Source organism: Streptomyces sp. D2-8 (genome assembly GCF_023184515.1).
GTDB lineage: Bacteria > Actinomycetota > Actinomycetes > Streptomycetales > Streptomycetaceae > Streptomyces.
Genome location: NZ_JAAHBP010000001.1, coordinates 825,355 through 838,866, shown reverse-complemented (window position 1 = coordinate 838,866; position 13,512 = coordinate 825,355). Strand labels below are relative to the sequence as shown.

The 13,512-nt window shown below is 72.6% G+C and carries 14 protein-coding genes and 1 pseudogene; 7 read left to right on the top strand and 8 right to left on the bottom strand.

The window, feature by feature from the left end; translation table 11 throughout:
- Positions 1 to 96: 96 nt before the first annotated feature.
- From panB to G3I77_RS03745, 3 genes are all read left to right on the top strand, one after another.
- Complete coding sequence (gene panB, locus G3I77_RS03755; RefSeq protein ID WP_248501047.1) at positions 97 to 972, top strand: 3-methyl-2-oxobutanoate hydroxymethyltransferase; 876 nt, start codon at positions 97 to 99, stop codon at positions 970 to 972.
- Between the two features lie 199 nt (positions 973 to 1,171).
- The gene (locus tag G3I77_RS03750) at positions 1,172 to 2,191 is read left to right on the top strand and encodes an ATP-binding cassette domain-containing protein (protein WP_248501046.1); all 1,020 of its coding nucleotides are present in this window, start codon (positions 1,172 to 1,174) and stop codon (positions 2,189 to 2,191) included.
- Entirely contained in the window at positions 2,188 to 3,003 is an 816-nt protein-coding gene (locus G3I77_RS03745; protein ID WP_248501045.1) for an ABC transporter permease, read from the top strand. The genes G3I77_RS03750 and G3I77_RS03745 overlap by 4 nt, the downstream gene beginning before the upstream one ends.
- A 19-nt stretch (positions 3,004 to 3,022) precedes the next feature.
- Here the strand turns inward: G3I77_RS03745 and G3I77_RS03740 are convergent, their stop codons facing one another.
- Entirely contained in the window at positions 3,023 to 6,301 is a 3,279-nt protein-coding gene (locus tag G3I77_RS03740) for a BTAD domain-containing putative transcriptional regulator (protein ID WP_248501044.1), read from the bottom strand.
- 304 nt (positions 6,302 to 6,605) lie between these two features.
- Positions 6,606 to 7,325 (bottom strand): DUF6578 domain-containing protein, encoded by a 720-nt coding sequence (locus G3I77_RS03735; protein WP_248501043.1) that lies wholly within the window; start codon positions 7,323 to 7,325, stop codon positions 6,606 to 6,608.
- Between the two features lie 104 nt (positions 7,326 to 7,429).
- On the opposite strand from G3I77_RS03735, the gene G3I77_RS03730 reads away from it, so the two are divergent.
- The gene (locus G3I77_RS03730; RefSeq protein ID WP_248501041.1) at positions 7,430 to 8,230 is read left to right on the top strand and encodes a site-2 protease family protein; all 801 of its coding nucleotides are present in this window, start codon (positions 7,430 to 7,432) and stop codon (positions 8,228 to 8,230) included.
- Between the two features lie 10 nt (positions 8,231 to 8,240).
- On the opposite strand, the gene G3I77_RS03725 is transcribed toward G3I77_RS03730, so the two are convergent.
- The 3 genes and pseudogenes from G3I77_RS03725 to G3I77_RS03715 all read right to left on the bottom strand — a co-directional run.
- Complete coding sequence (locus G3I77_RS03725) at positions 8,241 to 8,420, bottom strand: hypothetical protein (RefSeq protein ID WP_031111070.1); 180 nt, start codon at positions 8,418 to 8,420, stop codon at positions 8,241 to 8,243.
- 72 nt (positions 8,421 to 8,492) lie between these two features.
- Complete coding sequence (gene npdG, locus G3I77_RS03720; protein ID WP_248501039.1) at positions 8,493 to 9,212, bottom strand: NADPH-dependent F420 reductase; 720 nt, start codon at positions 9,210 to 9,212, stop codon at positions 8,493 to 8,495.
- 40 nt (positions 9,213 to 9,252) lie between these two features.
- Positions 9,253 to 9,661: pseudogene (locus G3I77_RS03715) on the bottom strand (exo-alpha-sialidase); the annotation flags it as partial.
- 118 nt (positions 9,662 to 9,779) lie between these two features.
- On the opposite strand from G3I77_RS03715, the gene G3I77_RS03710 reads away from it, so the two are divergent.
- Positions 9,780 to 10,382: a hypothetical protein gene (locus tag G3I77_RS03710; protein WP_248501037.1), complete on the top strand. Its 603-nt coding sequence runs from the start codon at positions 9,780 to 9,782 to the stop codon at positions 10,380 to 10,382.
- Between the two features lie 81 nt (positions 10,383 to 10,463).
- On the opposite strand, the gene G3I77_RS03705 is transcribed toward G3I77_RS03710, so the two are convergent.
- Positions 10,464 to 10,697: a hypothetical protein gene (locus tag G3I77_RS03705; protein WP_248501035.1), complete on the bottom strand. Its 234-nt coding sequence runs from the start codon at positions 10,695 to 10,697 to the stop codon at positions 10,464 to 10,466.
- A gap of 58 nt (positions 10,698 to 10,755) precedes the next feature.
- Between G3I77_RS03705 and map the strand changes: the two genes are divergently transcribed.
- Together map and G3I77_RS03695 are read left to right on the top strand one after the other, a co-directional pair.
- Positions 10,756 to 11,613, top strand: coding sequence for a type I methionyl aminopeptidase (map, locus tag G3I77_RS03700; RefSeq protein ID WP_248501034.1), 858 nt, complete (start codon positions 10,756 to 10,758; stop codon positions 11,611 to 11,613).
- Positions 11,614 to 11,717: 104 nt separating this feature from the next.
- Positions 11,718 to 12,365, top strand: a complete 648-nt coding sequence (locus tag G3I77_RS03695; protein ID WP_248501032.1) for a heme oxygenase (biliverdin-producing) — start codon at positions 11,718 to 11,720, stop codon at positions 12,363 to 12,365.
- Between the two features lie 70 nt (positions 12,366 to 12,435).
- On the opposite strand, the gene G3I77_RS03690 is transcribed toward G3I77_RS03695, so the two are convergent.
- Both G3I77_RS03690 and G3I77_RS03685 read right to left on the bottom strand, forming a co-directional pair.
- On the bottom strand, positions 12,436 to 12,645 hold the full coding sequence (locus G3I77_RS03690; RefSeq protein ID WP_248501031.1) for a hypothetical protein: 210 nt from the start codon (positions 12,643 to 12,645) through the stop codon (positions 12,436 to 12,438).
- Positions 12,646 to 12,743: 98 nt separating this feature from the next.
- The gene (locus tag G3I77_RS03685) at positions 12,744 to 13,388 is read right to left on the bottom strand and encodes a PhzF family phenazine biosynthesis protein (protein WP_248501029.1); all 645 of its coding nucleotides are present in this window, start codon (positions 13,386 to 13,388) and stop codon (positions 12,744 to 12,746) included.
- Positions 13,389 to 13,512: the final 124 nt, after the last annotated feature.

The following is a 13,512-nucleotide window of genomic DNA, read 5'->3' as shown; positions in this document are numbered from 1 at the left end:
GGGCTCCTCTAGCCCTCGGTGGCACGAGGTGCCACCATGGACGTGGTCCGGGGACGCCGTCAGGGCGCCTCGAGATGACGTGTTAGGAGCCGTGTAATGACGCAGCTTCCGGCTGCCCAGACTGCTCAGGCGAAGCCCTCCGACAGCGGCAAGGCGCTGTACGGGGGCAAGGGCACCCGCCGTATCACCGTGCGCGACATCGCCGCCGCCAAGGAGCGCGGCGAGAAGTGGCCGATGCTCACCGCGTACGACGCGATGACCGCGTCCGTCTTCGACGAGGCCGGGATCCCGGTGATGCTCGTCGGCGACTCGGCGGGCAACTGCCACCTGGGGTACGAGACGACCGTGCCCGTCACCCTCGACGAGATGACGATGCTGTCGGCGGCGGTGGTACGGGGCACCTCGCGTGCCCTGATCGTCGGCGACCTGCCCTTCGGCTCCTACCAGGAGGGTCCGGTGCAGGCGCTGCGCTCGGCGACCCGGCTGGTGAAAGAGGCGGGCGTGCAGGCCGTGAAGCTGGAGGGAGGCGAGCGGTCGCACGAACAGATCCGGCTGCTCGTCGAGTCCGGCATCCCGGTCATGGCGCACATCGGACTGACCCCGCAGTCGGTCAACGCGATGGGCTACCGCGTACAGGGGCGGGGCGAGGAGGCGGCCCAGCAGCTGCTGCGGGACGCGAAGGCCGTGCAGGACGCGGGGGCGTTCGCGGTGGTGCTGGAGCTGGTTCCGGCGGAGCTGGCCGCCGAGGTGACGCGGGTGCTGCACATCCCGACCGTCGGGATCGGGGCGGGCCCCGAGACCGACGCGCAGGTGCTGGTGTGGACCGACATGCTGGGTCTGACCGGCGGGCGGGTGCCGAAGTTCGTGAAGCAGTACGCGAACCTGCGTGAGGTCATGGGGAACGCGGCGAAGGCGTTCGCGGAGGATGTCGTCGGCGGAACGTTCCCGCAGGAGGAGAACTCCGTCCACTAGAGCCACAGCGGCACCACGGACAGCCCGTCGACCTTCCCCCAGTCGACGGGCTGTCCCCTTTTGCGCCTGAACCGGCGCCGCTCTCGCGGAGGTGGCCGGTCGCCGTCGTGGTTGCTCAATGTGAGGGTCGCGGTGGCCGTCGGTGGGGTGTCGGCGGCTTGTCGGTGTTTTGTCGGTGGGCCCTGAGACGGTCTGTCCCATGACGCGAATCGACACACGAACCGGCGGCGCCGCTGTGACCGTGCGGGGGCTGGTGAAGCACTACGGGGAGACCAAGGCTCTGGACGGGGTCGACCTGGAGGTGCGGGAGGGCACCGTGATGGGGGTGCTCGGGCCGAACGGGGCCGGGAAGACCACCCTCGTGCGGATCCTGTCCACGCTGCTCACGCCCGACTCGGGGCAGGCGACGGTGGCCGGGTACGACGTCGTACGGCAGCCTCGGCAGCTGCGGCGGGTGATAGGGCTCACCGGGCAGTACGCCTCCGTCGACGAGAAGCTGCCCGGCTGGGAGAACCTGTACATGATCGGCCGGCTGCTCGACCTGCCCCGCAAGCAGGCACGCGCGCGAGCCGACGAACTGCTGGAGCGGTTCTCGCTGACCGACGCCGCCAAGCGGCCCGCGAGCACCTACTCCGGCGGTATGCGGCGGCGGCTCGACCTGGCCGCCTCGATGATCGGCCGGCCCGCCGTCCTCTTCCTCGACGAACCGACCACCGGGCTCGACCCGCGCACCCGCAACGAGGTGTGGGACGAGGTGAAGGCCATGGTCGGCGGCGGTGTGACCGTGCTGCTGACCACGCAGTACATGGAGGAGGCCGAGCAGCTCGCCTCCGAGCTGACGGTCGTGGACAAGGGCAAGGTCGTCGCGGGCGGGGGCATCGAGGAGCTCAAGGCCAAGGTCGGCGGGCGGACCCTGCGGATCCGGCCGGCCGACGCCCTGCACCTGCGGCCGCTCGCCGGGTACCTGGACGATCTCGGCATCACCGGGCTCGCGACCACCACCGTGGACACCGACTCCGGCACCCTCCTCGTCCCGATCCTCAGCGACGAGCAACTGACCGCCGTCGTGGGCGCCGTCACGAGCCGCGGCATCACGCTCGCCGCCGTCAGCACCGAACTGCCCAGCCTGGACGAGGTGTTCCTGTCCCTCACCGGCCACCGTGCCAGTGCCCCGCAGGACACCGCGCCCGCCGAGGACCTTCAGGAGGCCGCCGTATGAGCGCCGTGACCGTCGACGACGCCAAGGTGGACGCCCGCATCTCGCTGCGCGGGCACCTGCGGCACACCAGTGCCCTCGTCCGCCGCAACCTGCTGTGGATCCGCCAGGACCCGGAGTCGATGGCCGACGCGCTGCTGATGCCGGTCATCTTCACCCTGCTGTTCGTGTTCGTGTTCGGCGGCTCGATCGGTCAGGCGCTGGGCGGCGGGCAGGATCAATATGTGCAGTACGTGATCCCCGGCATGATCGCGATGATGAGCATGACGCTGTCCCAGGGCGTCGGCACCGGCTTCAGCCAGGACTTCAACTCCGGTGTCATGGACCGCTTCCGGTCCCTGCCCATCGGGCGCGGCTCGGTGCTGTTCGCGAAGATCTCGGTGGAGCTGCTGCGGATGCTGTTCGCGACCGCCGTGCTGATGATCGTCTCCGTGGCGGTCGGTTTCGACATCACCAACTGGCCCGGGCTGTTCGCGGCCGTGGCCCTGTCCACCGCGTTCGCCTCGTCGATCATGTGGGTGTTCCTCACCCTGGGCGTGATCATGAAGAGCGCGCAGTCCGTACAGGCGATGGGCTTCCTGGTGCTGTTCCCGCTGCAGTTCGGCTCGTCGATCTTCGCGCCGACCACGTCGATGCCGGGCTGGCTCCAGGCCTTCACCGACTACAACCCGCTGTCCACGCTCGCGGACGCCGCGCGCGGCCTGATGGTGGGCGGGCCGGTCGCGCACGACCTGTGGGTGACGCTCGGCTGGTCGGTGGCGATCACGGCCGTGATGGCGCCCGTGGCGATCCACAAGTTCCGCACCAAGAGCTGACCCACGCGCCCGGTCCGCGTCAGAAGAGGGCGGCGGCCTCCTCGAGGGAGAGTCCGCCGCCCGCGGCGTACGCGGCCTCGTACGCCGCGTCGCCGAGTTGCGCCCGGGCCCGCCGCACCGCCTGCTCACGGGTCGCGCGCTCCTGCATCCGGGCGACGTGGCCGACCGGCAGCAGGGCGTCGAACGCACCCAGGCAACGGGCCGCGTCGACGGCGCGCCGACCCCTGTCGAGGGCGGCCAGGGCCCCGGCGCCGATGAGCAGGTACCCCGAGCGCATATGGGGCGCGACAGCCTCGGACAGCGGGTCGGCGGCGCGCTCCAGCGCCTTGCGGATGCGGTCCAGGCAGTCGTCGTAGCGCTCCTCCTCGGCGTCCAGCCAGGCCTCCGTGCCGAGGATGAAGGCGTCGAAGACGATGAAGTGGGCGATACGGAAGTCCTGGCGCAGCCGCCGCAGTTGCTCGCGGGCCTCGGCGACGCGGCCCGTCATGCCGAGCCGGCCGGCGAGGAACAGCCGGGCCGCGGGCATCGCCTCGCTGTGCGAATCCTCGCGCTGGGCGATCACCTCGCGCAGCAGCCGCTCGCCGCGTTCGCCCTCGCCGGCCTCCAGCAGCGCGCTGCCGAGCCGGGCGGCGAGGACGGCTGCCTGGGCGCGGGCACCGAGCTGCTCGGCGTGGGAGATGGCCGCCTCGTATTCGGCGGCGGCCCGGGCGTGGTCACCCTTGCGTTCGTGGGCCTCGGCGCGGGCGGAGAGGGCCTCGGCGATGCCCCAGGCGTCACCGAGACGCCGGTAGATCTCCAGCGACTCGTCGGCGTCCCGGGCGGCGTCGCCCGCCCAGTCGGTGCGGTTGGCGAGGAAGTTGGCCCGCATCTGGAGGCCGGAGGCCAGCTCCCAGTCGAAGCCGGGGGTCTGCCGGCAGGTCTGGACGGAGGCGTCGATGATGACGCGCAGCCGGTCCATGTCGCCGGTCAGCATCACGGCGAAGAACCAGAACAGGCCGGGGAGCCGGCAGTTCTGCGGCAGACCGGGCTCGTAGGTCCGGGCGATGGTGCGCAGCTTCCGCTGGGACCGCGGGTTCTGCCAGGCATCCAGTTCGGTGTCCATGCACGCGAGATGGGCGAGGTGGATGCCGCGCCGGGCCTCGGCGAGGACCTCGCCGGTCATCGGGGGCGGGGCGTCGGTGCAGCGCTGCCACACCGCGGTGGCGGGGCGGACGGGTTCGGTGAAGGGGTCGGGGCCGAGCGCGATGACGTCGCGGTACCAGTTGCGCGCCTCGCTGCGCAGGTCGCGCATCTGCCAGTACCAGACGAGGGACAGCGCCAGGCACAGCGCCTCCTGCTCGTCGCGCAGGGCGACGGCGTGGCGCAGCGCGGTGCGCAGGTTCTCGTACTCGCGCTCCAGCCGGTGGATGGCGGAGAGCTGGTCCGGACCGCGCAGCAACGGATCGGTGGTGCGGGCGAGTTCACGGAAGTACGTCAGATGGGCGCGCTCGGCGTCGGCGCGCCGCCCGGACTCGTCCAGCCGTTCACCGGCGTACTCGGCGACGGTCTCCAGGAGCCGGTAGCGCATCTCCCCGTCGGCCGGCTCACCGGGCGGGGCGGCCACCACCAGGGAGCGGTCGACGAGCGAGCCGAGCGTCTCCAGGGCGGCCGGCCCGCACACCGCCTCGGCGGCGGGCAGGTCGCAGCCGCCGGAGAAGACCGACAGCTGGCGCAGGACCTCCCGCTCGTCCTCGTCGAGGAGGTCCCAGGACCAGTCGACGACGGCTCTGAGGGTCTGCTGGCGGGGCAGGACGGTGCGGCTGCCGGAGGTGAGGAGACGGAAGCGGTCGTCGAGCCGGTCGGCGATCTGGCGGGGTGTGAGCATCCGCAGCCGGGCTGCGGCCAGTTCGATGGCCAGCGGCAGGCCGTCGAGGCGCCGGCAGATCTCCGCGCACGCCCCGGGATCGTCCTCGATCCGGAAGCCGGGCCGGGCCGCCGCGCCCCGGTCGGCCAGCAGCCGCAGCGCGACCGGCTCGGGCAGCGGCTCCACCGGGCGCAGCAACTCCCCGGGCACGCCGAGGGGTTCCCGGCTGGTGGCCAGGACGGTGAGGTCCGGGCAGCGCGCCAGCAGCTCCTCGGTGAGCCGGGCGGCGGCGTCGGCGACGTGCTCGCAGTTGTCGAGGATCAGCAGCATGCGGGGCCGGGAGCAGTGCTCGGCGAGCCGCTCGACGGGGTCGTCCAGCCGGTCCGCGACGGCGGCGCGGATGCCTTCGGCGCCGGCTCCGTACAGCACGGTCTCGCGGGCGCCGACGGCGGTGAGCACGGCCTCCGGTACGGCGTCGGGGTCGTCGACGGGGGCGAGTTCGGCGAGCCACACACCGCCGGTCATGGCCTCGCGCACGGTCTCGGCGGCCTCCTGCGACAGGCGGGTCTTCCCGGCGCCGCCGGGGCCGAGCAGGGTGACCAGCCGGGCCGCCGCGAGATCCCCGCGGAGGGTCTCGATGTCGGTTTCCCGGCCGATGAACGAGGTGAGGCGGGCGCGGAGGTTGCCGGCGGATCCGCCCGGCCCCCCGGCGGCGGGCGCGCCTGCGGGCATGTCCCCGAGGCGGAGCAACTCCGCGTGCAGGGAACGCAGTTGCGGCCCCGGGTCGGCGCCGAGACGGTCGGCGAGCAGCCGCCGGACATCCTCGTAGGCGTCCAGTGCCTCCGCCGCCCGGCCGGCGTCCCGCAGGGCCCGCAGGCGCAGGGTCTGGAGGGGCTCGTCCAGGGGGTGGCCGTCGCACAGGGCGGTCAGTTCCGGCAGGGACTGCTCGGCCTGGCCGAGGGCGAGGGCGGCGGTGTGGCGGGCGCGCAGCGCGTCCAGGCGGCGGGTGTCCCGGCGGGCCGCCTCGGCGGTGCGGTCGGGCAGGTCGGCGAGGGCCGGGCCGCGCCACAGGGCGAGAGCGTCGTCGAGGACCACGGCGGCCTTGGCGGGGTCGCCGTCGGCCAGCGCCCGCAGTCCCTCGCCGGCCAGCCGCTCGAACCGGTTCAGGTCGACGTCGTCGGGCGCGGCCGTGAGCCGGTACCCGCCCTCGACGGAGGCGACCGCGTCCGCCCCGAGCGCCCTGCGCAACCGCCCGACCAGTGCCTGTAGCGCCCCGTGCGCGTCGGCGGGCGGCCGCCCGCCCCACACCTCGTCGACGAGCAGCCCCGCGGGCACGGTCCGTCCGGCGCGCAGTGCGAGCACGGTCAGCAGCGCGCGCAACCGCGCCCCACCGACCGGAACGACCGTCCCGTCGGCGCGGAGCGCCTGTGTGGTGCCGAGGATGCGGTAGTGCACGGGGTCATTGTCTCCGGTGTACGGGGGCGGGTCACGGCGGTTGACGGCGCGGCGGGCCGGTCAGGGGCGGGTGTTGGGGCTGGGTCATCGGTGGCGCCGGTCCGGTGCGGGTGTGGGGGCCTCGGGGTCATCGGCGGCGCGGGCAGGGCGGGGCCGTGCACGGACCGGCACCGGCCGCCGGAGTCACAGCAGCCGGACACGGCTGAGCCCCTCACCCACCCGCGCGAGACGCCGAGGTCACAGCGGCCCCGCACGGCAGGGCCCCCAGGTCGGTGTGGGTGTGTCGGGGTCATCGCGGGGCCGTTCACGCACCCGCGTGGCGGCGCCGGGCCCGTCGCCGCGGGGGTGTCGCCGTGCTCAGCGTCTCCAGGAGGGCCGCCAGGTCCGCCGCCCCGATGCCCCGGGTCTCCGCGCCGGGCTCCGCGCCCTGCTCCGGGATGCCCCGGGCCTCGCGTACGGCGTGGGAGAGCCGGGAGTCCGTGCCCGGCACGTCCAGGGTCACCACCACGCCGGACTCGCGTGAGCGCCGTCCCCGCCCGTCAGCGGCCCGCTCCCCCTCGGTCTCGGTGAACCATCGCGGGCAGCGCTCCACCGCCCGCAGCCCGCGCTTGCCCGCCACCGGCTCGTAGGAGCGCGATCCGGGCGCGGTCTCGGCCCAGGCCTGGGTCAGCACCTGTACGGCCCGCACCCGGCCGCCGGCCTCGGGCCACTCGGCGCCGTGTCGCTCGACGGACAGCAGCCCGACCGCCCGGGTCCGCTCCCCCGGCTCCGGGCGCCGGTCCTCCTCGGCGTCCGGGTCCGCCCCCAGGGCCACCGGCAGGCCCGTCTCCTCCCGCACCATCCGCACGCCGCCCACGTCCTCCACCGGCCCGGCGACCTTGGTGAGCTGGTCGTGCCAGCCGCCGCCGAGCACGGTGTCCGAGTCCAGGAGCAGCAGCGGCCAGCTCACCTCGTCCCCCACCGAGAACGGCGTGCCGCAGCACTCCATCTGCCAGTCCTCGTAGTACACGTGCCACAGCCCCATGCCCCCACCCTCCCCGGAACCGACCACCCCGCGCGAGACGTTTTTCACCTGCGCCCGGTACCGTCGGGCCGTCCCACCCCGTGTCGATGAGTGCAGGGAGCCCCATGACCACCGCCATCACCCGCCACAGCGAGCGGCGGATCAGTCCCGTGTTCGTCGGGATCGTCGCCGTGACGGCGGTCACGGGCTGGGCGACCTGGACCGGGTTCGCCGAGCAGCCCGGTGTCGCCGTGTTCCTGTTCGTGACGGCGGCGTGGATCGTCTCGCTGTGTCTCCACGAGTACGCGCATGCGCGTACCGCCCTGCACAGCGGCGACATCTCGATCGGCGCGAAGGGCTATCTGACCCTGAACCCGCTGAAGTACACACACGCGCTGCTCAGCATCGTGCTCCCGGTGATCTTCGTGATCATGGGCGGGATCGGGCTGCCCGGCGGTGCCGTGTTCATCGAGCGGGGGCGGATCCAGGGGCGCTGGAAGCACAGTCTGATCTCGGCGGCGGGACCGCTGATGAACGTGCTGTTCGCCGTCGTCTGCACCGCCCCGTTCTGGCTGGACGCGCTGGACGGCGTGCCGAGCGACTTCCGGTTCGCCCTGGCCTTCCTCGCGCTGCTCCAGGTGACGGCCGCGCTGCTGAACTTCCTGCCGGTGCCGGGCCTGGACGGCTACGGCGTGATCGAGCCCTGGCTGTCGTACGGCATCCGGCGCCAGGTGGAGCCGTTCGCGCCGTTCGGCCTGCTGTTCGTGTTCGCGCTGCTGTGGCTGCCGGCGGTGAACGGCGTGTTCTTCGACGTGGTCGACACGATCCTGAAGTCCCTCGGGATCAGCGACTTCGAGACGTACTGCGGTCAGGAGCTGTACCGCTTCTGGCAGGGCTCGAACGAGTTCTGCTCGGCGGCCCCCTGACGGGCGCGGATCAGCCGGTGACGGACTTCTGCTGCCTGGCGCGCTTGACGTAGTACCAGCACATGTTGGACGACAGGCCCGCCAGCAGCACCCACACGATCCCCAGGAAGCTGCCCCGCGTGAACGAGACGACGGCGGCGGCCACCGAGAGGACGCAGACGATCAAAGCGTAGAGGCCGAGGCGGGGCATGAGGGTGACTCCTGTCAGGGGACACTGCGGCACTGCTGGTGCCGTCCAGTGTCCCCCATGGAGCTCACCGGCTCACACGTCGGTGACGCGGAGCCCGGCGTGCGCCTTGTACCGGCGGTTCACGGAGATCAGGTTCGCCACCAGCGACTCCACCTGGTGGGCGTTGCGCAGCCGCCCGGCGAAGATGCCGCGCATGCCGGGGATGCGGCCGGCCAGGGCCTGGACGATCTCCACATCCGCGCGGACCTCTCCGAGCACCATCACGTCGGTGTCGATCTCGTCGATCTCCGGGTCCTGGAGCAACACGGCCGACAGGTGGTGGAAGGCGGCCGTGACCCGGGAGTCCGGCAGCAGGGCGGCGGCCTGCTCGGCGGCGCTGCCCTCCTCCGGCTTGAGGGCGTAGGCGCCCTTCTTGTCGAAGCCGAGCGGGTTGACGCAGTCGACGACGAGCTTGCCGGCCAGTTCCTCGCGCAGGGATTCGAGGGTCTTGCCGTGGCCGTCCCACGGCACGGCGACGATCACGATGTCGCTGCGGCGCGCGGTCTCGGCGTTGTCGGCGCCCTCGACGCCGTGGCCGAGCTCCTCGGCGGCTGCCTGGGCACGGTCGGCGGCACGCGAGCCGATGATCACCTTCTGGCCGGCCTTGGCGAGCCGGTAGGCCAGGCCCTTGCCCTGCGGCCCGGTCCCGCCGAGCACCCCGACCACGAGTCCGGAGACGTCGGGCAGGTCCCAGGGGTCCTTGGCGGGTGCCTTCTGGGCGTTGGCGGTGGCAGCACTGTCGGTAGAGGTCATGGCCCCGACTCTACGACCGCGGCGGCGCCCCTACGGCTCAGGTCAGCTGGATCGGGTGGCTGGGGGTGGTGGCGTACCAGCGCCACTCGGGCCGCTCGGTCTCCTGGGTGATCTCCTTCGGGGCCGACCAGGTGCGGCCCTCGTCGTCGCTGTGCCGCACCCGGACGCGGCGCCCGTCCGCCGCGCTCACCTTGCCGCGCCGGATGGCGTCCTCGGTGGCGAGGGCCGCGTTGCGCACGTGCACGAGGAGGACGCGGCCGGTGTCGAGGACGGCCGGGGCGGGATTGCCGGCGAGGGCGTCGCCGTTGCGACCTGGAACGGCCCCCAGGTCGGCCGCCCCCCTCGCAGAAGGCGAGCAGGTCACCGGCGCCGGTGGCGACGACGGCGGGGGTGCGGAAGCCGGCGTACCCCTCCTGCCCGGCGCGGAAGGGGACGCCGGTCTCGGTCATCGGCGGGTTCCTCCGGTCGTTCGACGGCGGTACGGGTGAGCGGTCGGCCTCCCCAGGCCGGGCGAATGCGGGGTGAACTCCACGTCACGAGTGACCGTTTGGGGCAGGATGCGTTCCCATGGATGCGGTACGGGTCGCACTGCTGCGGGAAGTGCTCGCCGGGACGGAGTGGCTGGGGGCCACGCGGCGGTTCGCCGGGGCGCTGCGCGGCTCGGTGGTGTCGCACGGGGGCGGGCTGCTGCTCGTCGGCACGCCGGAGTACGAGCCGTGGCATCTCGCCGCGCACCTGGTGGACGAGGCCGCCTGGTCGGGCACGCCGGAGCTGGCCCCGACGCTGGTACGGCACGGCGCGCACCCCTCGGATCCGGCGCATCTGGCGGTCGGTCTGGGACGGCTGGAGGCGGCCCGGCGGGGCGAGACGCTGCTGGTGGTCGCTCCGGAGGGGCCTGCCGCACGGCTCCTGGAACGGGTGTCCGACGCGCGTCGGGCCGGCGCGACGGTCCTGGCGCTCGGCCCCGGCCAGGGCGAGCTGCCGTCCATGGCGCACGAGGCCCTGGCCGTCCCCGACGGCTCGGAGCTGGACCTCGACACGGTGCAGCACCTGGTCAGCGCGGCGGCTGGGGAGAACGCCCTGCCGGCCCCGCGGGGGCGGCGTCGCCTCCGGGACCGGGTGGCGCGGCTGGCGGAACACCTGACGGCACCGCCACCGGCCCGCTGGTGACGTCGGGCCTCCCGCTGCCGACCTCGGGGGCACCCCGCACATCACGAACGCCCGGGGCCGCGGCCCCGGGCGTCGGTGGGATCAGTTCTCGTCGTCCCGGCCGCCCGCCGGGGCGTCGTGCCACTTGGGGTCGTTCTCCCACTGGAGGTTGCGCTCGCGGGCGGTCGCCATCGCGTGTTCGGCCTCCGTACGGGAGGCGTACGGCCCGAACCGGTCTTTGTTGGGGCATTCCGGCCCCTCCTCGACCTTCTTGTGCTCCAGGCAGTAGTACCACTCACCCGGCTTGCCGACCGTGCGCTTCTTGAACAGGGCCATGACCAGCTCCTCTCGCCATCGACATGTTCCCCCATGGCCGCTGGTTAGACTCGCTGGCATGTCTGGCCAGTCGCTGCTCGTACCAGGGGAGCTGTCCCCCACCCGTTCCGTGCCCGGAAACATCCGTCGTCCCGAATACGTCGGCAAACCCGCGCCGACGCCGTACACCGGACCGGAGGTGCAGACGCCCGAGACCATCGAGGCGATGCGCTTGGCCGGCCGGATCGCGGCCCGGGCGATGGCGGAGGCCGCGAAGCTGATCGCCCCCGGGGTGACCACGGACGAGCTGGACAAGGCGGCGCACGAGTACATGTGCGACCACGGCGCCTACCCCTCGACCCTGGGCTACCGCGGCTTCCCGAAGTCGCTCTGCACGAGCGTCAACGAGGTCATCTGCCACGGCATCCCGGACTCGACGGTCCTGCGCGACGGCGACATCGTCAATCTCGACGTGACGGCGTACATCGGCGGGGTGCACGGCGACAACAACGCCACGTACCTGGTGGGTGACGTCGACGAGCCGTCGCGGCTGCTGGTGGAGCGGACCCGGGAGTCCCTCGACCGGGCGATCAAGGCGGTCAAGCCGGGCCGGCAGATCAACATCATCGGCCGGGTCATCGAGTCGTACGCCAAGCGCTTCGGCTACGGAGTGGTCCGGGACTTCACCGGGCACGGCATCAACTCGTCGTTCCACTCGGGCCTGATCATCCCGCACTACGACAGCCCGCACGCGACGACGGTCATCCAGCCCGGCATGACGTTCACGATCGAGCCGATGCTGACGCTCGGCACACACGAGTACGACACGTGGGACGACGGCTGGACGGTCGTCACGAAGGACCGGAAGCGGACGGCCCAGTTCGAGCACACGCTGGTGGTGACGGACACGGGCGCGGAGATCCTCACGCTGCCCTAGCCCCCCCGGCCCACACACCGCGGAACGGCCCGCTCTCCCCGGAGGGCGGGCCGCTCTTTTCGGAGTGAGGTTTTTGCCGACAGGTCGTCGGGAAAAGTGTGGCCATGGATTCCTTTTCGACGCTCCTTCGGACCGCATCCCGTGAGCAGCACGAGCAGGTCAGGGGCTCGACCTTCATCGGTGACCTGCTGGGGCACAAACTGGGAGTCGATGCGTTCGCGCGCTACACGGAGCAGCTGTGGTTCGTGTACGGCGCACTGGAGTCCGGCGCCCGGCATCTGGCCGCGGACCCGGTGGCCGGTCCCTTCGTCCGTCCGGAGCTGTTCCGCATGACGGCGCTGGAGCGTGACCTGGAGTACCTGCGCGGTCCCGGCTGGCGGACGACGGCCGGCGCGCTGCCGGCCACCCTGGAGTACGCGGACCGGATCACGGCATGCGCCCGCACCTGGCCGGCCGGGTACGTCGCCCACCACTACACGCGCTACCTCGGCGACCTCTCCGGCGGGCAGATCATCCGCGACACGGCCGAGAAGACGTGGGGTTTCCCGAAGAAGGGCGACGGGGTCCGCTTCTACGTCTTCGAGGAGATCCCCAACCCGGCCGCCTTCAAGCGGACCTACTGCGAGCTGCTGGACGCGGTGCCCGGTGACGAGCTGGAGCGGCAGCGGATCGTGGCCGAGTGCAAGCGGGCGTACGAGCTGAACAACGCGATGTTCGAGGCACTGGGCGAGGAGTTCCCCCTGACGGCGTGAACGGACGGGCCCCCTCGCACGCGGCGAGGGGGCCCGGGTTCGGCTCGGGAGAGAGCCGGGGCTGTCCTGCTCAGATGTCGAACGGGCCGTTGTGGCAGACGGCCCCGCCCCACTCGATCTCGGCGGTCTCGGCCTCGAGCTCACCGAAGTACGGGCTGCACGCCACGTGGTGGCCGTCGCGGTACTCCGAGCCGTCGTCGTTGGCGGAGGCGGCCGCCGCACCGGTGGCGGACAGGGCGGCGGTCAGGGCGACGACGGCCAGAGCGGAACGAATGCGCATGAGAATCCTCTCGCGGTGGTGCTTGGCCGCGCCCAGAGGTCCCCGTTCACCGCCGCGCACACACGCTGTTCCACCCGCACGGACGCGCTCCGGCCGGGTCAGCGCTCCAGGTGGACCCGTCCGCCGACCTCGGTCCATCCGCCCGGCTGGGGTGCGGCCAGGATCTGGGAGCCCGCACCCTGGGTGATGTTGAGGGCCCGACCCAGCCGGTCGGTGAGCAGCAGGGCCGCGGCCCCGGTCGCCTCGTCCTCGTCGATGCCGTCACCCCGGCCGGGGAAGGCCCGGGCCCGGATCCGCCCGGCGGGCTCGTCCTCCCACGCCCAGGCGTAGATCCACTCCCCCGGCGGCGGCACGGCCAGGTCCTCGACCTCGGCGGCGCTGCCGTACTGCCGCAGCGTCCGCGGCGGCACCCACTCCGCCCGCGCCTCGATCCAGCAGAACTCCCCGTCCTGCCGGGCGCCGGTCACCCCCGCGGGCGTGACCAGCTCGGGCACGTCGAGCAGCCAGGCCGCCCCGACACAGGGATGCCCGGCGAAGGGCAGCCGTAGCGTGGGGGTGTAGATGTCGATCACTCCGCGCTCGGGATCGTCGACGAACACGGTCTCGCTGAACCCGACCTTCGCGGCGAACGCCTGCCGCTCACCCTGCTCGGGCATCACGGACCCCTCGCGCACGACACCGAGCTCGTTGCCGTACCCACCCTTCGGCCCGCAGAAGACGCGGAGCACGTCGTAGTCAGTCACGTGGTGCATTCAAACATCGCCCGGACGGTCGAGGCACCGCAGGCGAGGTGGGGCATCCACGAGATCCCGAGATACCACCTTTGACCTTCCTTTGACTCAACCATGACAGCGATTTTTGGCCACT